At 47.3% G+C, this 25,080-nt stretch carries 24 protein-coding genes; 19 read left to right on the forward strand and 5 right to left on the reverse strand.

The window, feature by feature from the left end; genetic code table 11:
- Positions 1 to 100: 100 nt before the first annotated feature.
- From flgB to JQX58_RS08670, 19 genes are all read left to right on the forward strand, one after another.
- Complete coding sequence (gene flgB, locus JQX58_RS08580) at positions 101 to 496, forward strand: flagellar basal body rod protein FlgB (RefSeq protein ID WP_204146420.1); 396 nt, start codon at positions 101 to 103, stop codon at positions 494 to 496.
- 2 nt (positions 497 to 498) lie between these two features.
- Entirely contained in the window at positions 499 to 951 is a 453-nt protein-coding gene (flgC, locus tag JQX58_RS08585) for a flagellar basal body rod protein FlgC (RefSeq protein ID WP_204146421.1), read from the forward strand.
- Positions 952 to 962: 11 nt separating this feature from the next.
- Positions 963 to 1,673: a flagellar hook assembly protein FlgD gene (locus tag JQX58_RS08590; protein ID WP_204146422.1), complete on the forward strand. Its 711-nt coding sequence runs from the start codon at positions 963 to 965 to the stop codon at positions 1,671 to 1,673.
- A gap of 14 nt (positions 1,674 to 1,687) precedes the next feature.
- On the forward strand, positions 1,688 to 3,388 hold the full coding sequence (locus tag JQX58_RS08595; RefSeq protein WP_204146423.1) for a flagellar hook-basal body complex protein: 1,701 nt from the start codon (positions 1,688 to 1,690) through the stop codon (positions 3,386 to 3,388).
- Positions 3,389 to 3,537: 149 nt separating this feature from the next.
- Positions 3,538 to 4,278, forward strand: a complete 741-nt coding sequence (flgF, locus tag JQX58_RS08600) for a flagellar basal-body rod protein FlgF (protein WP_204146424.1) — start codon at positions 3,538 to 3,540, stop codon at positions 4,276 to 4,278.
- 41 nt (positions 4,279 to 4,319) lie between these two features.
- Positions 4,320 to 5,105, forward strand: a complete 786-nt coding sequence (flgG, locus tag JQX58_RS08605; RefSeq protein WP_204146425.1) for a flagellar basal-body rod protein FlgG — start codon at positions 4,320 to 4,322, stop codon at positions 5,103 to 5,105.
- Positions 5,106 to 5,125: 20 nt separating this feature from the next.
- Positions 5,126 to 5,785 (forward strand): flagellar basal body L-ring protein FlgH, encoded by a 660-nt coding sequence (gene flgH / locus JQX58_RS08610; RefSeq protein WP_204146426.1) that lies wholly within the window; start codon positions 5,126 to 5,128, stop codon positions 5,783 to 5,785.
- A gap of 14 nt (positions 5,786 to 5,799) precedes the next feature.
- A complete protein-coding gene (locus JQX58_RS08615) occupies positions 5,800 to 6,891 on the forward strand; it encodes a flagellar basal body P-ring protein FlgI (protein ID WP_204146427.1) in 1,092 nt (363 codons plus the stop codon).
- A 12-nt stretch (positions 6,892 to 6,903) separates the two neighbouring features.
- Positions 6,904 to 7,854, forward strand: coding sequence for a flagellar assembly peptidoglycan hydrolase FlgJ (flgJ, locus tag JQX58_RS08620; RefSeq protein WP_204146428.1), 951 nt, complete (start codon positions 6,904 to 6,906; stop codon positions 7,852 to 7,854).
- 117 nt (positions 7,855 to 7,971) lie between these two features.
- Positions 7,972 to 9,981: a flagellar hook-associated protein FlgK gene (gene flgK, locus JQX58_RS08625; protein ID WP_204146429.1), complete on the forward strand. Its 2,010-nt coding sequence runs from the start codon at positions 7,972 to 7,974 to the stop codon at positions 9,979 to 9,981.
- Positions 9,982 to 9,989: 8 nt separating this feature from the next.
- Positions 9,990 to 11,207, forward strand: a complete 1,218-nt coding sequence (gene flgL, locus JQX58_RS08630) for a flagellar hook-associated protein FlgL (protein WP_204146430.1) — start codon at positions 9,990 to 9,992, stop codon at positions 11,205 to 11,207.
- Positions 11,208 to 11,223: 16 nt separating this feature from the next.
- On the forward strand, positions 11,224 to 12,750 hold the full coding sequence (locus JQX58_RS08635) for an HD-GYP domain-containing protein (RefSeq protein ID WP_204146431.1): 1,527 nt from the start codon (positions 11,224 to 11,226) through the stop codon (positions 12,748 to 12,750).
- Between the two features lie 208 nt (positions 12,751 to 12,958).
- On the forward strand, positions 12,959 to 13,819 hold the full coding sequence (locus JQX58_RS08640) for a flagellin domain-containing protein (protein WP_204146432.1): 861 nt from the start codon (positions 12,959 to 12,961) through the stop codon (positions 13,817 to 13,819).
- A 501-nt stretch (positions 13,820 to 14,320) separates the two neighbouring features.
- A complete protein-coding gene (locus tag JQX58_RS08645) occupies positions 14,321 to 15,175 on the forward strand; it encodes a flagellin domain-containing protein (protein WP_204146433.1) in 855 nt (284 codons plus the stop codon).
- A 59-nt stretch (positions 15,176 to 15,234) separates the two neighbouring features.
- The gene (locus JQX58_RS08650; RefSeq protein WP_204146434.1) at positions 15,235 to 15,669 is read left to right on the forward strand and encodes a flagellar protein FlaG; all 435 of its coding nucleotides are present in this window, start codon (positions 15,235 to 15,237) and stop codon (positions 15,667 to 15,669) included.
- A 37-nt stretch (positions 15,670 to 15,706) separates the two neighbouring features.
- Positions 15,707 to 17,113, forward strand: a complete 1,407-nt coding sequence (fliD, locus tag JQX58_RS08655) for a flagellar filament capping protein FliD (RefSeq protein ID WP_204146435.1) — start codon at positions 15,707 to 15,709, stop codon at positions 17,111 to 17,113.
- 15 nt (positions 17,114 to 17,128) lie between these two features.
- On the forward strand, positions 17,129 to 17,545 hold the full coding sequence (gene fliS / locus JQX58_RS08660) for a flagellar export chaperone FliS (RefSeq protein WP_204146436.1): 417 nt from the start codon (positions 17,129 to 17,131) through the stop codon (positions 17,543 to 17,545).
- Positions 17,546 to 17,567: 22 nt separating this feature from the next.
- Positions 17,568 to 17,867, forward strand: a complete 300-nt coding sequence (locus tag JQX58_RS08665; RefSeq protein ID WP_204146437.1) for a hypothetical protein — start codon at positions 17,568 to 17,570, stop codon at positions 17,865 to 17,867.
- Positions 17,867 to 19,963 (forward strand): motility associated factor glycosyltransferase family protein, encoded by a 2,097-nt coding sequence (locus JQX58_RS08670; RefSeq protein WP_204146438.1) that lies wholly within the window; start codon positions 17,867 to 17,869, stop codon positions 19,961 to 19,963. The genes JQX58_RS08665 and JQX58_RS08670 overlap by 1 nt, the downstream gene beginning before the upstream one ends.
- A 26-nt stretch (positions 19,964 to 19,989) precedes the next feature.
- On the opposite strand, the gene pseI is transcribed toward JQX58_RS08670, so the two are convergent.
- The 5 genes from pseI to pseB are packed head-to-tail and all read right to left on the reverse strand — an operon-like array spanning position 19,990 to position 25,018.
- Complete coding sequence (pseI, locus tag JQX58_RS08675) at positions 19,990 to 21,039, reverse strand: pseudaminic acid synthase (protein ID WP_204146439.1); 1,050 nt, start codon at positions 21,037 to 21,039, stop codon at positions 19,990 to 19,992.
- A 3-nt stretch (positions 21,040 to 21,042) separates the two neighbouring features.
- Positions 21,043 to 22,188 (reverse strand): ElyC/SanA/YdcF family protein, encoded by a 1,146-nt coding sequence (locus tag JQX58_RS08680; protein WP_204146440.1) that lies wholly within the window; start codon positions 22,186 to 22,188, stop codon positions 21,043 to 21,045.
- Positions 22,157 to 22,858: a pseudaminic acid cytidylyltransferase gene (gene pseF, locus JQX58_RS08685; RefSeq protein ID WP_204146441.1), complete on the reverse strand. Its 702-nt coding sequence runs from the start codon at positions 22,856 to 22,858 to the stop codon at positions 22,157 to 22,159. The genes JQX58_RS08680 and pseF overlap by 32 nt, the downstream gene beginning before the upstream one ends.
- Positions 22,855 to 24,033, reverse strand: coding sequence for a UDP-4-amino-4,6-dideoxy-N-acetyl-beta-L-altrosamine transaminase (pseC, locus tag JQX58_RS08690; RefSeq protein WP_204146442.1), 1,179 nt, complete (start codon positions 24,031 to 24,033; stop codon positions 22,855 to 22,857). The genes pseF and pseC overlap by 4 nt, the downstream gene beginning before the upstream one ends.
- Positions 24,026 to 25,018 (reverse strand): UDP-N-acetylglucosamine 4,6-dehydratase (inverting), encoded by a 993-nt coding sequence (pseB, locus tag JQX58_RS08695; protein WP_204146443.1) that lies wholly within the window; start codon positions 25,016 to 25,018, stop codon positions 24,026 to 24,028. Before pseB ends, pseC begins: the two co-directional genes overlap by 8 nt.
- Positions 25,019 to 25,080 lie beyond the last annotated feature (62 nt).

Raw genomic sequence — 25,080 nt, forward strand, 5'->3', positions numbered from 1 at the left:
ACCTATTTTTTATAACTCATTGAAATATAAGTAAAAATATTTTTGGCATCTATATTGCTTTATATTGATAAATTCAAATAGGTGTCACTGGATAAGAGTTATGTCGATTAGTTTCAAAGATGCTTTAAATGGCCATGATCAAATGCTGATGTTTCGCACTCAGCGTGCTTCAGTGTTGGCAAACAACATCGCCAACGCCGACACGCCGAACTACAAAGCGCGTGATATTACTTTTGATTCAGTGCTTGAAGCAGAACGTAATCGCTTAACGCTAGCAGGAAATGACGATCAGCATATTTCTGCACGCAGCTCGTTATCCAGCACCGATGAAATGTTATATCGCACACCAAGCCAGCCTTCGCTGGATGGTAATACGGTAGACATGCAACGTGAGCAAGCGGAATTTGCGCAAAACCAGTTGCAGTTTGATACCAGTTTTATGTTTTTGGATAGAAAGATCAGCGGCATGAAAAAAGCGCTGACTGGAGGTCAATAATAATGTCTTTAACTAACATTTTTGCTATTTCCGGTTCGGCGATGAGTGCCCAGACGGTTCGTCTGAACACTGTGGCCAGTAATATTGCCAACGCCGACAGCGTAGCGAGCTCAGCCGATCAGACTTACCGTGCGCGTAAACCTGTGTTTGAGCAAATGATGACGGACGCCATGCGCGATCGTGGCTGGAACGCATCAAATGACGCAACTGCTGGAGAGTCTGGTATGGGCGTTAATGTGGCAGGGATCATTGAGTCGGATGCACCGCTTCAGCCACGCTATGAACCACATAACCCGATGGCCAATGAAGAGGGTTATGTGTTTTATCCAAATGTGAACCCGGTGGAAGAAATGGCCGATATGATGTCTGCGTCGCGCTCATTTCAAACCAATGTTGAAATCATGAACTCTGCCAAAACCATGATGCAGAGAATGTTGACCCTAGGTCAGTCCTAAGGGGGTAAATTATGTCTGATATTTCTACAAATTCTGCATTATCGGGGCTGATTTCTCAGTACGGTACTGATGAAGCAAGAGCCCGAACAGGTGTTAGCAACAATACGGTTAGCACCAGTGAAGAAAGCTCTAATGGTTTAGCCAACCAAGACGTCTTTATGCGTCTTTATATCGAGCAGCTGAAAAACCAAGACCCGACTAAACCACAGGATTCGGGCGATATGGTATCGCAAATGGCGGAGTTTAGTTCGCTTGAGCGTTTGACCAATATGGCCGATGAAATGGAGAACTTGTCGCAGTCGTTGATCTCCAGCCAAGCGCTGACAGCATCGACCTTGGTTGGCCAGTATGTGTACGTTGAACAAGATACGACAGCGGTTGCGGAAGGCAATCCAACCATGCTGAAAACGGCGTTTGCTGACGATGCAGTGAAAAATGAGCTGCAGATCATCAACAGCGCAGGCCAAACGGTAGACCGTTTACCACTGACCGATGAAGAGTTTACGTGGGATGGTACTGACGGTGAAGGCAATGCTGTACCAAGCGGTATGTATACGTTTAGAGCAACTTCTACCAACGCTGAAGGGGAAGTGACTCAACTAGGGGTAATGACCCCAGCAAGAATTAACGGCGTTACCATCAATGGTAGCGAAGGTTCCACTTTGAATGTAGCCAACTACGGCAAGCTGCCACTGTCTGACAAGCTTGATATTGTAGGTTAGCGGGAGAAATTACTATGGCTTTTAATACAGCACTTTCCGGTATCAAAGCGTCCGCTGACTTTCTCAGCACCACCGGTAACAACATTGCCAACTCAGACACTACCGGCTTCAAAAAGTCGCGCGTAGAGTTTGGTGACTTGTACAACACTAACGTCATTGGTGCTGGAAGTAACAACACCATTGGTAGTGGTGTGGCAGTCAATAACATCGCGCAAGAGTTTTCATCAGGTAACATTGCTTACACTGATAACAACTTGGACTTGGCGGTAGATGGCACTGGCTTCTTCGTTTTGGACGTAGGTGGCACGCAAGCTTACACCCGTGCTGGTGACTTCAAGTTAGACGCCGATGGTTTCTTGGTAACCAACGACGGTGCCAATGTACAAGGCTACAACGCGACTAATGGCATCATTGGTGGTGCACTAGATGACCTTCAAGTGCCGACCGATCGTATTGCTCCTGAAGCATCCACTGAGATTGGTATTGAAACCAACTTGAACTCAGAAGCGGAAGCTGTGCCGCCTTACATTGCCGCCTCGTTTGATCCAGGTGATCCAGAGACTTATACCTTTACTCAGACTGAAAACGTTAATGACAATAACGGTGATGCTCATGCTGTGACATACTACTATGCTAAGTCTGAGTCACCTAATACCTATCAGGTTTATGTGACAGTAGATGGCGAATTAGAGGATGCAACAGGCACGCCTTGGCTTAATACTGATCAGTTTGTCACCTTCGATGATGCGACAGGTAGCTTTTCAGGTAATGCTAATAATGCTTTCGACCCAATCTATGTGGGAGCAACTGAGCCACAGATAGGAGATCTGGGTACAACGCCTGCGATTGGGCCGATATCTGGTTCGTTTGATAACACCAGCACCGTTACACTTAATACCAGTCTAGCGCCGGGCGGTATCATTGAGCCGGACAATTTTGCGCGTCAGGCATTTGATCCAACCGATCCTGCTACTTACACCTACGGTAATACCAATACCGTATACGATGCCTTAGGTGAAGCGCATACCATTGGTTACTACTTTATCAAACAAGGTGAAAACAACACTTGGGAGATGAAGGTTACGATTGATGGTGAGGTCAATCACCCGACTGAAGTAGATGGTGCTGGTAACCCTGTACCATTTTTGCCGGAGGACACAGTGGTACGCTTTGATAACCAAGGTAGTTTGATCGGTGCTTACACGGGTTATGCGCCTTACGCGGTATCAAGCCCAACCCAGCTAAGTATTACTGGCTGGGACCCAACTAACTTGAACTCAGAGCTGGATATTGATCTAGGAAGCTCAACTCAATACGCGCTTTCAAGTTCTGATACCTTTGATCAGGATGGTTATGCGGCCGGTGAGCTTCAGGGTGTAAGCTTTGATGAAGATGGTTTCTTGATTGCTAGCTACACTAACCAGCAAACAGCAGTGTTAGGGCAAATAGCCTTGGCTAACTTTGACAATGTCGACGGTCTAACTCCAGCAGGCGATACGTCTTGGGTGGCAAGTTCTAGCTCGGGAGCGGCAAACATTGGCAGGGCCAACACAGGTACCTTTGGTAGTATTCAAGGCGGCGCCTTAGAAGAATCCAATGTGGACTTGACCGAGGAGCTGGTAGCACTGATCGAAGCGCAGCGTAACTATCAAGCTAACTCGAAGACCCTAGAGACCGAAAACACCGTCACACAGACGATTATCAACCTACGATAAGTTTTCTGAGAGTATTTAAAAGCCCAGCCTTTGCTGGGCTTTTTTGTGCCTGTAAGAAGGTAGTCTCTTCTGTGTACAGAGTTGGCACGCAATTTGTTAATAAATTAAATACAGCAATTCACTTTGTCAGTTTAGGGTAGGTTGAAGCAATGGATAGAGCGTTATATTTAGCGATGAGTGGCGGCAAACAAGTGATGAATGCCCAGACCATTCATGCCAACAACTTGGCCAACGTATCGACCACAGGTTTTCGCGCCGACTTCGAGCAAGCGCGCTCTATGCAAGTCAACGGCGAGCACTATCCTTCACGTGTTTACGCGATGACAGAGAATCCTGGTACCAATTTTGAATCCGGCGCCCTGCAGCATACAGAGCGTGAGATGGACGTTGCCATTCAAGGCAATGGTTTCATTGCGGCGATGGATGGTATGGGGCAAGAAGTTTATACCCGACGCGGTGACTTACAGCTGACTACGGCTGGCCAGCTGGTGACGGCAACAGGCTTGCCGGTCATGGGCAATGCGGGGCCGATTTTTTTGCCGCCATTAGATGAATTGTCGATTGCCGAAGATGGCACCATTTCGATCATTCCAGAAGGCGGCGACGGTACACAGATTACAGCATTGAACCGTTTGAAACTGGTCTCAGCGGATCCTGAAGATCTGACCAAGGGCCCCGACGGTTTGATCCGTACCAAAGATGAACAACCTTTGGCGATGGATAATAACGTCAAAGTGTTATCTGGTTTTTTAGAAGGCAGCAACGTCAATGCTGTCGAAGAGATGACCAACATTATGGAGTTGTCTCGTCGCTTTGAAATGAACATCAAAGTTATGAATACGGTGCGTGAAAACGAAGACGCATCAGCCCGAATTTTGCAGTCAAGCTAAGCGCGGACTGGATAGAATAGAATTGTAGGTAGGAGAGCACAATGCATTCAGCACTATGGGTAGCACAGACCGGCTTATCGGCAATGGATAAGCAGCTTACAACCATCTCAAACAACTTGGCTAACGTGTCGACCACCGCCTTTAAAAAGGACCGTGCGGTGTTTGAAAATCTACTTTATCAAACGCAACGTGCACCGGGTGGCTTGTCGTCGCAAAATAACGAATTGCCATCAGGTCTGCAATTAGGCGCTGGTGTACGCGTAACGGGTACGCAAAAAGACTTTGAAGTAGGTGATTACAATGTCACCGACCGTGACCTCGATATTGCTATCCAAGGGGCGGGCTTTTTCCAAGTACTACAACCCGATGGCACCATTGCTTACACCCGTGATGGCCGCTTCCAGCTCAACAGTGAAGGTCAAATCGTTGACTCGACCGGCTTGCCTTTGGAGCCTGAAATCGTTATTGACCAAGACGTGATTAACATCACCATCACCGAAGATGGTGGCGTTTCTGTGCGCCGTGCTGGGCAAACTGACAACGAGCAAATCGGTGAAATTAATACGGTCAATTTTATTAACCCAACCGGTCTTAACTTCTTAGGTAGTAACTTATACGGTGAAACCAACGCCAGTGGCGCGCCGATCGAAGGTGTACCAGGTGAAGATGGCTTAGGCGCACTAGGGCAAGGCATGCTGGAAGCTTCTAACGTCAACTCGGTAGAAGAATTGGTTAACTTGATTACCACTCAACGCTCCTACGAAATGAACTCAAAAGTCATCTCTGCGGCAGATGGTATGTTGAGTTTCGTCAACCAGCAGTTATAGAGATCATTAAGGGGACTGTGATGCGTTATCTACTGGCTTTGTTACCTGTGTTGTTAGTGGGCTGTGCAGCAGTGGAGTCGACACCTGTGCCGGATGATCCGTATTATGCGCCGGTTATTCAGACCGCAATGCAGCGTGATCGCTCTAGTGAAGGTGGTATTTATCAAGCGGGCATGGGGGATGTGTTTTTTGGCGATGACAAAGCGCGTCAAGTGGGTGACATCCTGACCATTACCTTGTCAGAAAACACCACCTCGACCAAAACCAACGGCGCCTCAGTCAGTAAGTCCTCTTCAGCCACGATTCAAAACCCTACTGTGTTGGGTGTGCCGATTGGCCTAGATACCGATCTGCCGGGCATGAACAGCGATTTTGCTGGCAATGCCAACGCCAACCAAAGTAACAGCCTTGATGGCAGCATTACGGTTACTGTCTATGATGTGTATCCGAATGGATTATTGGCCGTGCGTGGCGAAAAATGGATTACACTCAACCGCGGCAAAGAGTATATTAGAGTGTCAGGTTTAGTGCGTGAAGAAGACATTACCGCGGACAACACGGTGCTTTCAAGCCGTTTGGCCGATGCTCGAATTGCCTACTCTGGCACAGGTGAATTGGCGACAGGCAGCAAACAAGGTTGGCTGACGCGCTTCTTTAACAGCAGTTGGATGCCGTTTTAATTAGGTGAAAGCTCATGAAGGTGAAGTCGTTTTTATTATCGATATTATTGGTGTTGACTGCCTCTCAGTCTATGGCTGAGCGTCTAAAAGACATTGCCAGTGTTGCCGGCGTGCGCGAAAACCAATTATTCGGCTATGGTTTGGTCATTGGTCTTAATGGTACTGGCGATGACACTGACTTCACCAACCAGAGCTTTATCAGTATGTTGAACCAGTTTGGTATCACTTTGCCAGATGGCGTTGATACCGACTCAGATAACGTCGCTGCAGTGTCGTTGACAGCGACCTTGCCTGCTTTTTCTAAGCCTGGTCAGGCAATCGATGTAACCGTTTCCTCCTTGGGTAATGCCGACAGCTTACGTGGCGGTACCTTGTTACTTTCAGCGCTTAAGGGTGCGGATGGGCAAGTCTACGCCATTGCTCAAGGTAACTTAGTGGTCGGTGGTTTGGGAACCAATGGGATTGATGGCTCACGCCAAGGTGTTGAGATCCCGACCGTGGGTCGTATCCCTAATGGTGCGACGGTCGAAAAAGCAGTCGCCAACAGCTTTAACCGTGGCGACACCTTAACTTTCAACTTAAATCGCCCTGATTTTACCACCTCAAAACAGGTGGCCGATAAGATCAACAGCTTACTTGGGCCAGGTGTAGCGCAATCCTTAGATGCGGCTTCTGTGCGTGTGACAGCACCGCGAGATCCTTCACAGCGTGTGACTTTCTTGTCTATCCTAGAAAACTTAGAAGTTGAGCTGGGCCGTGAGCGCGCCAAAATCGTCGTCAATTCACGTTCTGGTACGATTATCATCGGTCAAGATGTGACGGTCGCGCCAGCCGCGGTAACGCATGGCAGTTTGACGGTGACGATTCGGGCCAATGCTGAGCTAGGAGGCAATGCCTTGCCAGGTGCCGGTCAAGATGTGATCCCGCGCCAAGGTATTGATACCGATGAAGAAAGTGGACATATGTTTGTGTTTACCCCAGGCGCTTCTTTGAATGATATCGTACGCGCAGTCAACCAAGTAGGCGCTGCACCCGGTGATGTCATGGCCATTTTAGAAGGTCTTAAGCAAGCGGGCGCGTTAAACGCAGATCTAGTGGTGATTTAACCGAGGTGTGAGATGAGTAGAATCGACGACAATACCTTTTTTGCGGACTTTAACTCTCTCGCAGGTCTGAAAAACCAAGCGCAAAAAGACCCCAACGCAGCACTCAAAGATGTGGCTAAGCAATTTGAGTCTATCTTTATCAACATGATCTTCAAAAACATGCGTGACGCCAATGAAGCCATTGGCGGCGGCCTGTTTGATAGCTCCCAGACCAAGCAATATACCGAAATGATGCATTCACAGATGGCGCAATCCATGGCCAACAGTGGCGGCATTGGTTTTGCTGATGCCTTGATTCGTCAGTTTGAAGGCAAGGGCAGTGGTTTGCAGGGTGCTGCAGCGCAATCTGATACCGATGTGTTGCAGCGTATGGCCTTGCTCGACAGTGGTAGTGCCAATTTGGTTGCCAAGCAGGCGGCCGAAAGAATGGCCGAGCGTGTCGTCAAGGATGCACAGCAAACGACGCCAACGATGAAAGCAGCAGATGTCGCTTTCCAATCGCCTGATAGCTTTGTTGAAACGCTTTGGCCGCATGCCCAGCAAGCGGGTGAAAAGCTCGGAGTCGATCCGCGTGCGATTCTGGCGCAGGCGGCACTGGAAACCGGTTGGGGCAAATACCCAATGGCCAAAGGCGACGGTTCGCCAAGCTATAACCTGTTTGGAATCAAAGCTGACCAACGCTGGTCAGGAGAGCGAGCCTTGGTTAATACCCTCGAGTTTCGTGGTGGTATTGCCCAACAAGAGAAAGCGGCGTTTCGCGCTTACGATTCCTTTGCCCAGAGCTTTGATGACTACGCGGATTTCTTGCAATCAAGCGAACGGTATAAAGATGCCCTGATGGCTGGGGACAATGCGGCAATGTTTGCCGCTTACCTGCAAAAAGGTGGCTATGCCACAGACCCTGACTACGCGGATAAAATCAGCAATATCCTCTCAAGTAAGTGGTTTAAAGCCCTTTTCTAAGTCTTTTACAGAGAAAACACCCCTTTACAAATATAACCAAGCAACTTGGTAAAGTAATTGCATCTACTGTCGATACATAAGTATGTGCCTAAGCTTTGGTATTGAGAGGTTGGTGAAATGAGCAGTTTATATTCCATTGGTTTGTCCGGTTTGCAGTCGAGTACGGCGCGTATCACTACGACCGGTCAAAACACTGCCAACGTCGATACTGAGGGCTACAGCCGTCAAAAAACGGCGACCGTCAGTCAGCAAGGGGGCGGGGTTCGCGTTCAAGATACGGATCGTATCGTCAACAAGTACCTAAATCAGCAGCTGCAGAGTGACACCGCCAATTATAATTTCTACGATAGCTACCACACCAAAATGCGCTCGTTTGATAGCTTATTTGGCGAAGAGAGCATTTCGGTAGCGACCTATCTAGAAAACGCTTTCAGCGCCTTACAAACCGCTAACAGTGATGCCACCGACAGTGCTGCTCGTGCCAATGCGTATCAAAGTTTTGATCAGCTGGCAGGGCAATACAATGAGCTGGCAGGTTTTATCAATGAACAGCGCACACTGGCCTCAGATGAATTGGTTAACAACAATCAAATGGTCAACAATCTGACCGGTCAAATCGCCGATCTTAACGCACAAATTTTCCGTATTGAATCGGCGTCTAGTAACAGCGCTAACGAGCTGCGTGATCGCCAAGATCAATTGGTACGAGACCTGTCTGAATATCTAAGCGTGAAGTCTAGCTACGACAGCAAAGGCCTGATGAACGTGAATCTAAGCTCTGGTCAGCCGCTGGTGTTAGGCGATCGAGCCAATGAATTTAAGTTGATTACCGATGCCTCGGACCCTGACAGTGTGCTCAAAGCTGAAATCGATTTTGGGCGTTACTCAGTTGGTGTGCCGGCCGATGATCTTGGGGGCTCGACGGGCGGCTTATTAGCCTTTCGTAATGAATTTATTACCGCTTCAGAGCGTATGTTGGGCCAGCAAGCGCTGACCTTATCAGATACCATGAACGAGCAGAATAAACTTGGTTTAGACATCAATGGCGACTACGGTAACGACTTATTCCGTACCCGCAGTATTGATGTTTCCATCGACCCTGAAAACAGTAACCCTAATGTGGGGCTGGATGTACGCGTCAGTGCAGGACAATCGGCGGATGTTACGACGGACTCCTATGAGCTTGTGATGACCTCGAATTCACAGTTTAAAGTCGTTAATTACGATATGAATGGGCGTATCTCGCGTGAGTCGGACATCATTGATACAGGCACCGCGACGCCTAATGCTGACGGCTACTATGAAATAGAGGGGTTTGGTGTTGAGGTATCATTCGGAGCCTTAGCGTCCTATAACGGGGGCGATCGCTTTGAGTTCGTACCAACGAAAACCGCAGCGTCTTCACTGACGCTTAATGCCCGTACTGGAGACGACTTTGCGCTATCGGCACCGATTGATTTGACGACCCCGTCTGAGTCGCCGTTTAACCTATCGGATGCGCAGCTTGAGATCTCCTCAATCACCTCGACTGACCCTGCTACATCAAAGTTTACTTTGGCGGGTGGTTTAGAGGCGGACGCTCCAGTGGAGCTACGCTTTACCGACTCTGATACGGTGCGCCTCTATGATGCGAGTGGCAACCCGGTGGGGGCCGAGTACGATTTGAGCAGCTATAATGACATCTTAGAGCAGGCCTTTTCAGCGACACCCTTGGGTTATGATTATGCGGGCCCATTTGGCTATGATGTCAGTTTAAATGGTACGCCGCAGGCGGGTGATCGTTTCTACATAGGCTTTAATGACGCGGGTAATGCCGATAACTACAACGGTTTGAAGCTTGCCGAGTTACAAGTGGCGCCGACGGTAGGCGGTACACAAACGTATGCCCAAGGCTTTACCTCATTGGTAACCGAGGTCGGTAGTGTCACGGCATCCTTAGAAACCAACACGGATGCTAGTGAAGCCATTATGAATCGCACCGAGGCGGCACGTGATGAAGTCTCAGCGGTCAGTTTAGATGAAGAGGCGGTTAACTTACTGCGTTTCCAGCAGTCTTACACGGCTTCGGCACAAGTGCTTACAGCAGCACAAAATACATTTTCAACGTTAATCAGTGCGTTAAGGTAGGTGATTAAATGCGTGTCACTTCAAACTTAATTTATAACCAGTCTGCGCAGTCGATGACTAAAGCGAGTGAGCGTAACTTGCAGGTGCAAGAGCGTATCTCTGAGCAGTCCGATATTGTGCGTCCAAGTGATGACCCTAATGGTGCCGCCAAGGTCATGGCCTATGAGTTAGAAAACAAGCGCCTGATGCAGTACAAAGACAACATGACGCTGGCGAAGAACACACTTGAGTATTCTTCTTTAGCGTTGGGTAGCATCAATGATGTCTTAGACCAAATTAACGTACGTATTATTCAGTCGGTCAACACGGCTAACTCCCAAGAAGATTGGAATGCGATCGCCGGGGAAATGGAGAATCTGCTGGCTACCACAGCGGATTTGATGAATTCCAGAGACTCTAATGGCAAATACATCTTTGCCGGTACGTCGCCAGACAGCCCTGCGTTTGAACGAGGCACCGATGGGCGTTACTTTTTTGCGGGTAATGAAGGCACGCGTAGCGCGCAAATCGCGGACAATGTGTCGGTGCAAGTCAGTGATTCGGGGAAAGGCCTTTTCCAAGATGTGCCCACTCGCAGCACTTTTACTGCGACCGCAGGTGGCGGTGGTACGCTGGAGTCGACTATCAGTGATCAGCAAGCTTACGAACAATTTGTAAAAGATAATTTTAGTGGTTTGCCGACAGCGACCAACGGTTTTAGCTTGACGACTTCAGCCGGCACACCGGATCAATTTCAGTTTGTGAACGATGATACCGGTGCGGTAGTCGCCTCTGGTGATTATGTGTCAGGTGAACCGATCACTATTAATGGCATGAGGTTTACCCTAACAGGCCCAGTCGGTAGTTCGGTCAATATGACAATTGATCCGCCTGGCCGAGACAATGTGTTAAACCAAGTGATGGACGCTATTACTGCTTTGCGTGATCCGACTTTAACTCGCGCGCAGCGATCTGAGTTTCTAGATAGCGCGACCACCAGTATCGTCAATACTCAGTCGAGTATGGGCGAAGTGTCATCGTCGGTTGGTTCACGAATTAACACCATTGATAACCGTGAAACGCAGCGTTCAGCGACAGAAATCTTTAACAAGTCGGCGCAAGAAGACATCGGTGGTTTAGACATTTATAAAGCATCGACAGAGCTGCAATTGTCTGAAACGGCCTTATCAGCTTCACAATTATTATTCAGTCGTATCAGTTCTTTATCGTTATTTGATCGCCTTTAAGCAGTAGGATGGGCTCATGGCAAAATTTAATGTAGACAGCCTGTTTGGTGTAGATGTTGATTTTGCCTATTTCAATGCCATCGAGATCGTGGCCAAGCTAGGCTTACTCAAGGAAGTGCTGGGCAATAAGCGCGTCAAAGGCTTAATGGCTCAGCATGGCCGCAAGCATCGTATTGTTTCGATCGCTGCTCGGCAGGTTTTATTAGACTATTTAAAGCCTGTGCTGGATGGCAAATTTATGCCCTTCGATGAGTATTACGTAGACGATGCCTTGCATACAGGGCGCGATCAGCGTTATGAGGCAGAAGAAAAATTTTTGTTTCTTATGTTGTCCATCGCGCGTGGTAAATCCGTAACGGGTTTGAAGCGTCTAGGTGAGCGGACTTCGACGCGTGAGGCGCGTGCATTTTATGGCAAAGGCTTGAGTCTCTATAAATATTTGCGTCAAGAGCTCAATGATCATACCCGTGACTATATTCAGCGTTATAAAGAGCGCCAGTCAGGAGTGGTACCGGAACAGGAGACGCAGCAAGCGCCAGCCGATTCGAATACCACTTCTACTCCTACTCCGCGCAAGTCTAAGCCAGTCGTTAAAAAGCCTACCAATAATGAGCCAACGCCTTTTGCTAAAGAAGTGGCCACGGCGTTAGCGTTACAAGCGCAAGCAAGTCAATTGATTGCCGAGCAAGCGCAACTTGCTACCACTGGAACTCCGGTGGATTTGGATGCGTTTAAAACATTGTGTGCGCGCTTAATCGACAGTTATCGTCGTAACCCCCACGCCTTAATGTGTGTGCGTCACATACAGAATAGCGATGATTACATTGCTGAGCATAGCTTTGCCTGTGCCGTGCTCAGTTGTAGCTTGGCTCACGCATTAAAGCTAGATGATCGTTATGTTGGGGCGGTAACGCTGGGGGGGTTGTTGTTTGATATTGGCCGCTTCCGCTTGCCCAAACCTTTGACCCACAAAGCGGGTAAGCTCAGCGACGCCGAATTTTCCCTGATGCGTAAGCACTTGCAGTTTGGTGAAAGCCTATTGCGCTACAACCAAAGTATGCCCAAAGTGGTTTATCAGATGATTTGGGATCACCATGAACGCGAAGATGGTGCCGGTTACCCCAATGGTAAAGTCGGCTCAGAGATCAGTGCTTACGGTAAAATTGGGGCGATTGTGGATGCTTACGATGCGATGACATCTGAGCAAACCTTCAAAGCGCCCCTCACACCCACCCAAGCCCAAGAAAAACTCAAAGCGGAGTCTGGCTTGGCCTTCGATACGAATGTTCTTAATGCTTTTTTATCTCACTTAGGCAGTGTGCCAGTGGGCTCTTGCGTCGAACTAAGTAATGGGCGACTAGGATTTGTGCTCACGCTTAATGCCCGTCAGCAGCCGTCGCTCGTGCGCCAAGTCTATAGTCTTACCAACAAAAGTTATATTGTTGCGACGGATGTAGCGATCGACAAGGTCGCAGGTACCCGCATCCAGCAAGTCGTCTTACCTGCAGATTACAATTTACGTTTCATCGATCATATCGCCTAAATTTCTGCTAAAGATTTTGCCTATCTGACCGTTACTAGAAGTGTCAGTATGATTTATAGCCCTTGCTAAAGCGTTTAGAAAAAAGTGAAAAAAAATTCTAAAGCTTTTACCAACTAGGACGATAAATAAATTATACAAGATGTAAGCAAATAACTAACTAAATCAAATGCTTACATAGAACTTTTTACATTTCTAGGAGAACAATATTATGGCTTTATACGTTAATACAAACGTTTCATCGCTAAACGCTCAACGTCAAATGATGTCATCTGGCAACAGTCTAGACACTGCTTACGAGCGTCTATCTTCAGGTCTACGTATCAACAGTGCAAAAGACGATGCGGCAGGTCTACAAATCTCTAACCGTCTGACTTCTCAGATCAACGGTTTGAACCAAGCGGTACGTAACGCCAACGACGGTATTTCTCTAGCGCAAACAGCTGAGGGCGCCTTGGACGAAACGACTAACATGCTACAACGTATGCGTACCCTAGCGGTGCAGTCTGCTAACGGTTCCAACACTGATGAAGACCGTGTGGCACTACAGCAAGAAGTAAGTCAGTTGGCCCAAGAAATCAACCGCGTTGCTGACAACACTACCTTCGGTGGTCAAAATCTGCTTGATGGCTCTTATGCAGGTCAGTTCCAAGTCGGTGCTGATTCAATGCAAACGATTTCTTTCTCGCTAACGGTTGTTGCAACGGGTGGTACTGCTGGTGCAGGCTTCAAAATTTCGGGAATGAGTAGCTCTTACGATGTAGGTAGTATCAGTATCTCTTCTCAAAGTGGTGCGCAATCTGTGATTGCCAATATCGACAGTATGATTGCTGCAGTGGATTCGAAGCGTGCTGAATTGGGTGCGGTGCAAAACCGTTTCACTTCTAGTATTAGCAACTTGAGCAATATCTCTGAAAACGTTTCAGCGTCTCGCTCACGTATTCGTGATACTGACTTTGCCGAAGAAACAGCGAAACTGACTAGCGCGCAAATCTTGCAACAAGCAAGCTCAACTATTCTTGCGCAGGCGAACCAACGTCCTCAAACAGCATTGTCATTGCTAGGGGGCTAATAACGAAAAAAAGAGCGGCTGATCAGGCCGCTCGTGATGTGAAGCAATTTCGAATACCGGAGGCAAGAGGTTTTGGCGAAGGTATTCGAAAACTTTCTCGCTTCTTACTCCTAGAAGTGATTTTTGAGCCAAGTGTTAGCGCACTTGGCTTTTTTTATGAAGACTTGGCGGGTCTTCATTGTTTACTTAGCAACCTACGTGCCAGCTTATTAAAAATAAATTCTTCTACTATTTTTGCTTGTTTTAGACTTGGAAGGGCGATATTTCAGGCCAACTGTAAAATAAGTTAAAGATAAAAAAGTTATTCAATACAATAAGTTGCCGCTTTGTTAGGTGTTTTTTTGCCGCTAGCGGAAAAAAAGTTCAAAAAAATGCTAAAGCTCTTTTCAGTTGCGCCGTTAAAGATACCAAGAGGTTTAAGGTGTTTGTGGGTTTGGCGACCCGACACCACTACAAGGTTTGCTTGGCAGCAAGCCAACATGGCGAAACTAGGAGGCTATTATGGCTTTATATGTAAACACTAACGTTTCTTCGTTGAATGCTCAGCGTCAGATGATGTCTTCAGGCAACCAGCTTGATACTGCTTACGAGCGTTTGTCATCTGGTATGCGTATCAACAGCGCAAAAGACGATGCGGCGGGTCTTCAGATCTCTAACCGTTTGACGTCTCAAATCAACGGCTTGAACCAAGCGGTACGTAACGCTAACGACGGTATCTCTCTAGCACAAACTGCTGAGGGTGCGTTGGACGAAACCACTAACATGCTTCAGCGTATGCGTACTCTGGCAGTACAGTCTGCCAACGGTTCAAACACTGATGAAGACCGTGTGGCACTACAACAAGAAGTGGCTCAATTATCTCAAGAGATCAACCGTGTTGCTGACAACACTACTTTTGGTGGTCAAAACCTTCTTGATGGTTCATACACAGGTACTTTCCAAGTTGGTGCAGACTCTGGTCAAACAATCTCTTTCTCTTTGAGTGTTGCAGCAACAGGCGCGACAGGGGAAGGTTTCAGAATCTCTGGTATGAGCAGCACTTACGATGTAGGCAGTATCAGTATTTCTACTCAGAGTGGTGCGCAATCTGTGATTGCCAACATCGACAGCATGATTGCTGCGGTTGACTCTAAGCGTGCGGAGCTTGGTGCAATACAAAACCGTTTCACATCAAGTATCAACAACTTGAGCAACATCTCTGAAAACGTATCTGCTGCACGTTCACGTGTTCGTGACACAGACTTCGCTCAAGAGACTGCTAAGCTAACTAGTGCTCAGATTCTACAGCAAGCCAGTTCATCAATCTTGGCTCAGGCTAACCAGCGTCCTCAAACTGCGCTATCTTTATTAGGTTAATAGAGTGATACTAAAAAGCTGGAGTATGACTCCAGCTTTTTTTATTTGGGAGAACGCCCATGTCTATTAGTTCTGACTTTTCAAAAAATACCCTTGCCCCTCTGCAAACTGGACAAACCAATCAGCAAGCGGAACAAGCCTTCCAAACGGCGCGTCAAAAAGATGCTCAAGTTGTATTGGAGTCGGCCGATAGCAATAGTACATCTGATGCAACGCAACAGCGTGGCAAAGAATTTGCAGAATCATCTCTTGCCGCTGTAGAGCCAACCGATGTGGCTGATGTGAATGTTAAAATGCGTCAGTTAAGCGTTGGCCTTTCTTTTGAAAGAAGTGATGATGGCCAAGAGAATGTGGTCAAAGTGATCGATCAAGAGACTGGTGATGTGGTTCGCCAAATTCCAACCGAAGAGTTCTTAGAAATGTCTAAGCGATTAGATGAGATCTTTGGGGAACTAGACGAGCTCAAAGGCAACTTGGTCAACAGTAAAGTTTAAATGTAATTGTTTGATGGCGCCCATCTAGGAGAGTCATATGTCTATATCATCATTAGGTGTTGGATCAGGCTTAGATTTAGAGTCTTTGGTCCAAAACATGGTCAGTGTACAGCGCGACTCACGTGTCGCCTCTTACAATGAGCGTATCAACGATTACAAATCTGAAGTGTCAGCTTACGGAGCGATTCGTTCTGCTCTTGAAAAGTTTGAAACCGCCGCAAAAGAATTAAGCGATAGCAGCTTATTTACCGGCCGTACGGCAAATATGACCCAGCCTGCTTCGGGGGATATTGTATCGGTTGAAGCGGATAGCGACGCATCTAACGGTTCATACAACATTTCAGTCAGTCAGCTGTCGCAAGGCAGTCGCAGTGTTTCCGCTGAGGGCGCTTTTGGTAGTGCTGATGACGCTGTTATCGATGCTGCTGGTACGGATGGCGACCTAACCTTTACCGCAGGCTCCGAAACCTTCACCATTAGTGTGACCGCAGGTACAACGTTATCTGAGTTGCGTGAGCAAATTAACGATGCCGAAGGTAATTTTGGCGTTTCAGCCAACCTAATTGATGACGGCAGTGGTAACGTCTTTCTCTCTCTTACATCGAGTGTATCGGGGGAAGGTAACGACCTTGTGGTTGAAAACACCAATGCGGCCTTAGATAAAGTCTCCTCAGTAGCGTTTGATGGCAGTGCTGGCGGCATGACTATCGGTACCGGCGATGAAGCGCGTGATGCCATGATTAACGTTGATGGTATTGATATCCGCAGTGACACTAACAACTTTGACGGCGCTGTCTCTGGTCTTTCCATTACGGCGACAGCCGTATCTAATTTAGATGCCAATGGCGATCCTGAGCGTGCCCGTGCCAGCATTGATTTTGATACCGAGAAAGTCAAAGAAACATTGGAAAGCTTTGTTGAATCCTATAATGCTTTGCTTTCAGTATTTGACCGCCAAACGTCGAATAGTAGTGTACTAAATGGCAGTAGCTTAGTGCGTGGTCTTGAAGGTGCTCTAAACTCTAATCTTATGACCACATTCACTGATGCCGGTGCACTCGGCAGTATCTTTGATGTGGGCATCGAGATGGATGATGATGGCAAGCTATCGTTAGACAGTACGCGCTTTAATCGTGCGATGGAAGACAGCTACGATGACTTGGCTACAGTGTTCTCTGGTGAAAATGGCATCAGCAGCAAATTAGAAGAACTGATGTCGAGCTACACTGGCTCAGACGGGCTGCTTAAAGATCTGGTTGATGCCTCCAATAACTCGGTATCCGATGTCGAAGATCAGCTAGAAAATTACGAATACCGCATGGAATTGTACGAGCAGCAGTTGCGCGATCGTTTCACCCAGTTGGACTCCACGCTTGCCAGTCTCAACTCAAATGGCAACTATCTCATGTCGCAACTGAGTAGCCTAAGCTCGGGCAATAGCTAAGATTAAGGAGTTCCTATGTACGCTACGAACAAAGGCATTAATGCCTATAAAAAAGATTCTTTAAAAGCCGATTTGGCGGGTGCTAGTCCACACCGTGTTATCCAATTACTGATGCAAGGTGCCCTGGAGCGTCTTGCATTAAGTAAAGGCTTCATCGAGCGCCGTGATATGGAAGCCAAATCCAATACGCTTACACGTGTTATCGAGATCATCAACGCTTTGCGTGATGCGTTAGACCGTGACGCTAACCCAGAGTTAGTTGACAACTTAGATGCCCTATACAGCTTCATGATCGAACAGGTGCATGAAGCAGGTCTTAAAATGGATGTGTCTAAGATTGATGTAGTCATGGGGCTGATGCTTGAAATCAAAGGTGCTTGGGATCAAATCGCTGGTGTTGCGCAACAAGATGCCTCATCAGTAAACGCCTAAAGCCATTTCAGGGATTTTTAGAATGTCTGCCAATGGCGCAAATTTCTTTACCTTAAAAGCAGAGCTTGAAAGTGCTCTTCAAGAGCTTGATATCGATCGCATCTGTCAAGTCAATGATCGAATTACTGGGCTGATAAGCCAAGGCGGCCTTTCTTCAGAGTTTATCGCCACTCACCAACAAGAGGTGACTGAGCTGTATCGACTGATACGTGAGTCAGAAACCTTGCTAAACTCTGTGCGTGCTGAAATTAAAACCTTACAGTCTGATGTCAGCAAAAAACGCAAGAGTTCGAAAAAGTATACAGATGTAGGAAAGCTTTAATGTTTGAGCAAGCGGTAATCGAATCCATATTACAACGCATTGAAGCAGGGCGTCAGCGGTTAGTTGATAACGATGACATTCTTAGCGACCGATACCGCACGAATATAGAAGTGCTTAAACAGCATTTTCCGGATATCTATGAGGTCATGAAAGATTATGAGCCTCAAAATAAAAATGTGTTTATGGAGTCAGATGGGGCGCTAAACCTTTTTTATCCGGAGAATAACGGTAGTACCGTATTCTCCGAAACACCATTCAAAGATATTGAGCAACGCTATCAAGCGTTTTGCGAAAAACCAAACAGAACGTTGCTAAACGTTGATGCCAATGACCGAGGCTTGTCACGTCATGAGTTTTACTTAACTAAAATAAGTAGAATGAAAAGTGACTTGAAGGCGCAACATGAAAAGCTTACTCGCGTACCTGATGCGATGGGTGCGATTGTCTTATTTGGTTTTGACTTTGGTTACCAGTTAACTCGTATCTTAGACAGTCATTTTGTAAAGCATGTATATATCTACGAAGAGAATCTAGATTTCTTTTATTACTCACTGTTTGCCATTGACTGGCAGTGGATAGTCGATGAAACCCTTAGACGTAATACATCTCTTCACTTCTTTTTAGGATTGGACCATAAAACTTTTATTGCGCAGTATATGAACCGATTGCGCTTCAACGGTTTGTACTTAGCTGCTTACACTTATTTATATTTTGGTTATAAAATTGAAAATGTAAAAGATGTTTTCTATGAGTTTCATAACCAATATGGTAAGCAAGTCATGGGGTGGGGCTTTTTTGATGACGGTATTATTGGCATTGGCCAGTACCTTGCCAGAAAGAATAAAACGCTACTTGCCGTTGAACCCAAACAAGACCCTAAGCCGGGCTTTAACGATAAGCTTGATGTGCCAGTGTTTATTTTAGGTAATGGTCCTTCCTTAGATAATCATATTGAGTTCATTAGAGAATATCAGGACGAGGCAATTATCGTATCCTGCGGCACGACCATTAACACATTACAAAGATATGGGATCAAACCAGATTTTCATGTGGACGTGGAGCGTCTCCGACAAACGGTCGAGAAGCTTGCCCCGCTTGATAAAGACTTTTTGAAAGGCATCACTGCGTTAACCGTCAATGTCATTCATCCAGACTTTTATCAGTTTTTTGACAGAGCTGTCATCGGCCTTAAGCCCAGTGAACCAATATCTAGCATGATGTGTTTGACCGATTTGGTGTCTGAGGAAAATCGCTCTCGCTTGATGCATATGCACTTTTCGGCGCCTTTGGTTGCCAACCTTGCCATGTCATACGTGACCCAGATGGGGTATTCTGATATTTACTTGATGGGCACCGATTGTGGCTTTCGTGAGCGTGGTCAGCACCACTCTAAATTAAGTGGTTATTACACCAAAGAGGGTAAAGATTCAGGTCTTGCGAGAATTGATAAAAGCCTTATTCAGCGAGAAGCTAACTATGGCGGTATTGCTTACACCACATCTATCATGGATGTCTCTCGGATACAGCTTGAATATGCCATTCGTTGGGCAAAGAAAAGAAACAAGCTACTAAGATGCTACAACTTATCTGATGGCGTGAAAATTGGTGAAGCAGCCGCGATTTCGTCGGATGACCTGTTGATTTTGCCAAAAGGCAAATCTTTTAAGGATGCGTCAAAACAGTATGCTTTAGAGCAAATCACTGCAGCAGAGCCGGATAACTTTGATAGCAGAGTGATTCCTGGTATTCAGAAGGATTTTGCGGAGTTTACCGAAAAAGTCAGCGAGCTACTTGATGAGTCGTTTACGGACTTTGAAGGGCTAATGCTGACTCTTTCTAAAGTGAACAATCACACATTACTTCAGCACAACTACGGCAGGCCTTATCTCGCAGAGCTGTTCTATGGCTCCTTTGTCTACTTTGCTAATGAAGTTTTGGACTATGCCTGCAACATAGAAGGGTTTGAAGTGGCGAATGTACGTAAGTTGTTTGATGTATTTCAAGAGTTTGTGCGAGAGATGCCGCCGATGCTTGAAAACGCCAAGGACTATGTAGACAAGCGTGAGAACATTATATCCGATCGCTACCATGCTTAATAAAAAAGGCGCCATCGGCGCCTTTTTTATTGCTTCAGAAGCTCCCAAGCGATGGCCGTTCCCCGCTCAATATCGTCCTTGGCGTATTGCCCAAGGACGTCAGGTAAATTTTTAGGGGCCAAGCCGTAGCCTGGACGAATACTCTTCACGTTGTCCTTGGTGATCGCTTCACCTGCTTTAATGTCTTTCACTGCATACAGAGAGCGTCGGAATACCAGGTTACCTTTTTCAGCGTCAGTGAGGTCATAATTGACTTTGCCTAAGGCTTGCCACGCAATTTTGGTGTCACGGCATAAGGCTGTTAGGTCCTCAGGTTCCAGTGAGAAGGAGTCGTCTGGGCCGCCGCCATTGCGGTCTAAGGTAAAGTGCTTCTCGATAATGGCAGCCCCCATCGCAACTGAAGTCACCGCTGTGATGTTGTCGATGGTGTGATCCGAAAGCCCGACGGTGCAATCAAAGCGTTGCTGCATATCTTGTATGGTGCGTAAGTTGTATTGTTCAGCAGGGGAGGGATAGCCGCTGACGCAATGCAAAATCGCTAGTTCGGTACAGCCTGCGTTACGTGCAGTATCGATGGCTTCTTGGATCTCTGCCTCATTGGCCATGCCTGTAGAAATAATTAGCGGCTTACCTGTGCGAGCTGCGGCCTCAACCAGTGGTAAATCAATTGCCTCAAACGATGCGATTTTATAGGCGGGCGTGCCGAGCTCTTCTAACAGCTCGATCGCGGTGTAATCAAAAGGTGAGCTGAAAATCGTTAGCTCAAGCTCTTTGGCTTTTTCAAATAACGCTTGGTGCCACTCCCAAGGGGTATAGGCTTGTTGATACAGCTTATACAACGTGTTGCCATCCCAAAGGCCGCCGCGGATTTGAAAGTCTTCTTTATCGCAGTCGATGGTGAGGGTGTCGGCGGTGTAGGTCTGTAACTTAACCGCATCGGCTCCTGCATTTTTGGCGATCTCAATTAACTGCAGGGCATTTTCAAGACTGCCATTATGGTTGGCAGACAGCTCGGCAATAATATAAGGAGGGTGATTGGGGCCAATTTCACGGCCGTCGATATGTAATGTATCCATCTCTCAGTTCGCCTTGTACAGGGAATGTTTTGTTACCAGAGTATAAAGCAGTGCTTCTAAATTGTGTTTATCAACACTGGCAAAGGTGTCATTAAACACTGTCAGTGAGGCACGTTCTTTGTCTGGATCAACCGCGTGCGCTGTTGCGCAGCCGATAAAGTTAAGCGTGAGTGTGTCGGGCATCAAAGTATTAAAAATAACTTGTGCTCGCGCCAAGTGATAATCACTGGTGACCACGGTTAAGGATTGAATATTGTGACGCGCCAATAAGTGCAAGCGCGTAAAAAACGCGTCCCCTACCGTATCGCGCGAAGCTGGGTTGAGTAATATATGCTCTTCAGCCACGCCTTGTGCTTGAAGAAAACGCGCAGTGGCTTCACATAAGCTGACACTAAAGCGCGGATCATAGATCCAGCCGCTGGTGATCAAATAGTCACACTGGTGTTCGTCAAAATATTGTAGCGCTGCTAAACAGCGTTGTTGTGTTTCCTCGTTGATGACCGAATCGCTGTCCATCAGGTTCGACAGAATCAGCACCGCTTTTTTCGGCGCATTGGCCTTGAGCCTTTCTATAGTAGCTTGAATATTGTCGTTCCAATCTACCCCGTCTGGCAGCTCACTTTGGGCATGGTAAGTACCGAAAGCAAGCTGTGTTTGTGGGGTGTAGGACTGGTTTAGCAGAGCAGCTAAATGTTTTTCAAACAGAGCTTCAATCGCTTCTTTCAAGCATTGATAAGTCGATGCAAAGCTGTGTTTCTGCGGATCGAAACTGAGCTTTTGTTGGTACAACAACTGGCCGGTATCGATCTTTTCATCGATCAGATGAATGCTAACCCCAGCAGGTGTGCCTTCGTAAAACGACCAAAAGTTCGGGTGGGCGCCCTTATTAAACGGCAAATAAGAAATATGTAAGTTAATGACTGGGCAAGCAGCTTGCTCTAACACCCTTGGCTGAATGATGTGACGATAGCCAAAGGATACTGCGAGATCGTAGCTCTCAAGCGTCGTGATCGGCGCTTGGCAGTGGTCTATTACACAGTTGTGTGATTCCAGAAGCTCGATTAAACGTGTTTCTGAGCGATCATAGCCCAAAAATAGAATACGTTTGGCAGAGGAATTATGTGTGCTTGGCGGCGTGGAGTTTTTCATAAAATAGCTCTGCGATGTCCCAGTCGATAGGGGTATCAATGTCGCGGACCTTTAATGCAGGCAACTCGGTGATACGCGAGTGTTGTGCAAAGAAGGCCTGCTTATGCACAAAAGCTTGGGCGCGTCCCCAGTAGAACTGGCCTGCATCATGATACGCTGCGGGTAAATCTTGTGAGCGCGTTTGCGCATGCTCAGGTTGAAACATGGCGATTTCTTGAGCGTCATTCAGATAAATGGCGCGCTGAATCGGGAAATCAAACGCCACCGCACTGAAAACATACTGAACCTGCGTCTGCTCTGTGAGTAAAGCTTGCCCATGGCGTAAATCCTGCGGCTCAAGCAAAGGCGCAGTAGGGTAAATGCAGCATACCAAGGTGTCTTCTATATCAAGATCGTCAAGGCTCTCAATGGCATGAGCGATTACATCCAGTGTGCCAGTATAATCATCGGCCAATTCAGCTGGGCGCATAAACGGCACCTCGGCGCCATATTGTCGCGCTACGTCTGCGATTTCGTGATCATCGGTCGACACGATTACCCGATCAAAACACCCTGACTGCAGCGCGCACTCAATTGAATAAGCGATGATTGGCTTACCGTGAAATAGCTTAATGTTTTTACGTGGAATGCGTTTGGAACCGCCGCGGGCGGGGATCACGGCTATGTTCATAGAATGATCGCCTGATCGATAGCCTGTTGCAGGGTTTCCACTACACGCACTTGCTGTTCATCGGTCAAGTCAGGGTAGAGTGGCAAGCTTAATGTGCGTTGATAATAATCTTCGGCCACTGGGTACATGCCCCAGTTAAAACCGCGTTGTTGATAAAACGGCTGAGTATGCACAGGAATGTAGTGCACTTGGGTGCCGATTTGATGATCACGCAGATACTTAAAGATACTAGCACGCTGCTCAGCGAGTACTTCATTTAACACAATCGGGAATAAGTGCCAGCTTGAGAAACCGTAATCCGCTTCGCCTGGCAGTTGAATCGGTAAGCCGCTGAGTAGCTGATAATAGCGCTGTACGAGGGCGCGACGTCGTTCGATAAAGTGTGACAAGCGCTCTAACTGGGATAAGCCCAGGGCGGCTTGTAGCTCAGTCATGCGGTAATTAAAGCCCAGCACTTGCTGCTCATAATACCAATCTCCAGGCGAGGTGGTTTCAAGCTCAAGCTTATTTTTAGTGACGCCTTGATGCACCAAGGTGCGCATACGCTCGGCTAGATGCTCGTGCTGAGTGATCGCCATGCCGCCTTCGGCGCTAGTCATTACCTTGACAGGATGGAAGCTGAAAATACAAATATCCGAATAACGCTGGCCCACGGGCGTGCCTTTATATTTGGCGCCGATGGCGTGTGAGGCGTCTTCGATAATGGAAAAGCCATAGGTTTGCGCTAGTTCATACAGCGCCCGCATATCGCAAGGGTGACCGCCAAAGTGCACTGGGATCACGACTTTAGGTAAGCATCCAGAAGCCTCAGCTTCGGCCAGTTTTTCGGCCAAGCGCACGGGGCAGAGATTGTAGGTTTGCGGATCTATGTCGACAAAATCAACACTGGCGCCGCAATACAGCGCACAATTGGCGCTGGCAATAAAGGTATTGGGCGTGGTCCAAACGCTGTCGCCAGGCCCAACGTCTAAAGCTAAGCAGGCGACATGTAACGCCGAGGTGGCACTATTAGCCGCGACGGCGTATTTACACTGACTAAGCTTAGCGATAGCACGCTCAAATTGGCCCACTAATGGCCCTTGGGTTAAAAAGTCTGATGTCAGCGCTTCGCAGACCGCTTCTACATCGGCCGCAGTAATTGACTGACGACCGTAAGGGATAAATTCGTTACTCATCGTCAAATGCCAAGATTTCGTCGACCGATAAAAACTCAGGGTTGGTGCCGGATTGGTATTCAAAGCCAAGCTCGACCAACTCACCTTGTTCGCCCAAAGCATTCGAATCAAAGCTCATGGTCTGATGGTAAAACTTGATACTTGGGGCAATGACGAAGTGATCGTGGAATTCAAACGTATGATAAGAATCGTCCGTTGGGCACATGACTTCGTGTAGCTTTTCGCCTGGGCGAATGCCGATGTCTTCTACTGGAATACCAGGCGCGTAGGCTTCAGCTAGGTCCGTGATTCGTACCGAAGGAATCTTGGGCACAAAAATTTCGCCACCTTGCATACGTGCGAAGTTTTTCAAAACAAAGTCGACGCCCATCTGTAAGGTAATCCAAAAACGCGTCATGTCTGGATGGGTGACGGGAATGCTGGTCGCGCCTTGCTCGACTTTTTTCTTGAATAACGGCACCACAGAACCGCGTGAGCCAACCACATTACCGTAGCGCACGACCGCAAAACGTGTGTCACCTTTACCAACGGTATTGTTGGCCGCGACAAACAGTTTGTCTGAGGCCAGTTTGGTCGCACCGTAAAGGTTAATCGGCGCTGCGGCTTTATCCGTAGATAGGGCGATAACTTTTTTGACGTTATTGGCGATGGCTGCGGCGATGACGTTCTCAGCACCGTGAATATTGGTTTTGATGCATTCCATCGGGTTGTATTCAGCAGCAGGGACTTGCTTCAGCGCCGCCGCATGAATCACATAGTCCACATCGCGCATGGCTTGCGTCAGGCGATCTTTATCGCGTACATCACCGATAAAGTAGCGCATACAAGGCGCATCGAATTCCTGAGCCATCTCATACTGCTTAAGTTCGTCACGAGAATAAATAATCAAGCGCTCTGGCTGGTAGCGCTTTAGTAACGTCTGAACATATTTTTTACCGAAAGAGCCAGTACCGCCAGTGATTAGGATGCTTGCGTTATTAAACATAGGAATTCTCTAATGTGATTCAATCTGTCTAAGACACTTGTCGGCAAGTCCTTGAAAAACTT

Source organism: Marinomonas ostreistagni, from assembly GCF_016888445.1.
Lineage (GTDB): Bacteria > Pseudomonadota > Gammaproteobacteria > Pseudomonadales > Marinomonadaceae > Marinomonas > Marinomonas ostreistagni.

What these genes read in the sequence shown, in the direction of transcription:
- fliD (WP_204146435.1), top strand. Translation starts at nt 15,707, where the DNA reads ATGTCTATATCATCATTAGGTGTTGGATCAGGCTTAGATTTAGAGTCT.
- flgF (WP_204146424.1), top strand. Translation starts at nt 3,538, where the DNA reads ATGGATAGAGCGTTATATTTAGCGATGAGTGGCGGCAAACAAGTGATG.
- JQX58_RS08595 (WP_204146423.1), top strand. Translation starts at nt 1,688, where the DNA reads ATGGCTTTTAATACAGCACTTTCCGGTATCAAAGCGTCCGCTGACTTT.
- JQX58_RS08615 (WP_204146427.1), top strand. Translation starts at nt 5,800, where the DNA reads ATGAAGGTGAAGTCGTTTTTATTATCGATATTATTGGTGTTGACTGCC.
- pseF (WP_204146441.1), bottom strand. Translation starts at nt 22,858, where the DNA reads ATGAACATAGCCGTGATCCCCGCCCGCGGCGGTTCCAAACGCATTCCA.
- pseI (WP_204146439.1), bottom strand. Translation starts at nt 21,039, where the DNA reads ATGGATACATTACATATCGACGGCCGTGAAATTGGCCCCAATCACCCT.
- flgL (WP_204146430.1), top strand. Translation starts at nt 9,990, where the DNA reads ATGCGTGTCACTTCAAACTTAATTTATAACCAGTCTGCGCAGTCGATG.
- JQX58_RS08590 (WP_204146422.1), top strand. Translation starts at nt 963, where the DNA reads ATGTCTGATATTTCTACAAATTCTGCATTATCGGGGCTGATTTCTCAG.
- flgC (WP_204146421.1), top strand. Translation starts at nt 499, where the DNA reads ATGTCTTTAACTAACATTTTTGCTATTTCCGGTTCGGCGATGAGTGCC.
- pseB (WP_204146443.1), bottom strand. Translation starts at nt 25,018, where the DNA reads ATGTTTAATAACGCAAGCATCCTAATCACTGGCGGTACTGGCTCTTTC.
- JQX58_RS08665 (WP_204146437.1), top strand. Translation starts at nt 17,568, where the DNA reads ATGTCTGCCAATGGCGCAAATTTCTTTACCTTAAAAGCAGAGCTTGAA.
- fliS (WP_204146436.1), top strand. Translation starts at nt 17,129, where the DNA reads ATGTACGCTACGAACAAAGGCATTAATGCCTATAAAAAAGATTCTTTA.
- pseC (WP_204146442.1), bottom strand. Translation starts at nt 24,033, where the DNA reads ATGAGTAACGAATTTATCCCTTACGGTCGTCAGTCAATTACTGCGGCC.
- flgB (WP_204146420.1), top strand. Translation starts at nt 101, where the DNA reads ATGTCGATTAGTTTCAAAGATGCTTTAAATGGCCATGATCAAATGCTG.
- JQX58_RS08635 (WP_204146431.1), top strand. Translation starts at nt 11,224, where the DNA reads ATGGCAAAATTTAATGTAGACAGCCTGTTTGGTGTAGATGTTGATTTT.
- flgK (WP_204146429.1), top strand. Translation starts at nt 7,972, where the DNA reads ATGAGCAGTTTATATTCCATTGGTTTGTCCGGTTTGCAGTCGAGTACG.
- JQX58_RS08640 (WP_204146432.1), top strand. Translation starts at nt 12,959, where the DNA reads ATGGCTTTATACGTTAATACAAACGTTTCATCGCTAAACGCTCAACGT.
- JQX58_RS08650 (WP_204146434.1), top strand. Translation starts at nt 15,235, where the DNA reads ATGTCTATTAGTTCTGACTTTTCAAAAAATACCCTTGCCCCTCTGCAA.
- JQX58_RS08680 (WP_204146440.1), bottom strand. Translation starts at nt 22,188, where the DNA reads ATGAAAAACTCCACGCCGCCAAGCACACATAATTCCTCTGCCAAACGT.
- JQX58_RS08670 (WP_204146438.1), top strand. Translation starts at nt 17,867, where the DNA reads ATGTTTGAGCAAGCGGTAATCGAATCCATATTACAACGCATTGAAGCA.
- JQX58_RS08645 (WP_204146433.1), top strand. Translation starts at nt 14,321, where the DNA reads ATGGCTTTATATGTAAACACTAACGTTTCTTCGTTGAATGCTCAGCGT.
- flgJ (WP_204146428.1), top strand. Translation starts at nt 6,904, where the DNA reads ATGAGTAGAATCGACGACAATACCTTTTTTGCGGACTTTAACTCTCTC.
- flgH (WP_204146426.1), top strand. Translation starts at nt 5,126, where the DNA reads ATGCGTTATCTACTGGCTTTGTTACCTGTGTTGTTAGTGGGCTGTGCA.
- flgG (WP_204146425.1), top strand. Translation starts at nt 4,320, where the DNA reads ATGCATTCAGCACTATGGGTAGCACAGACCGGCTTATCGGCAATGGAT.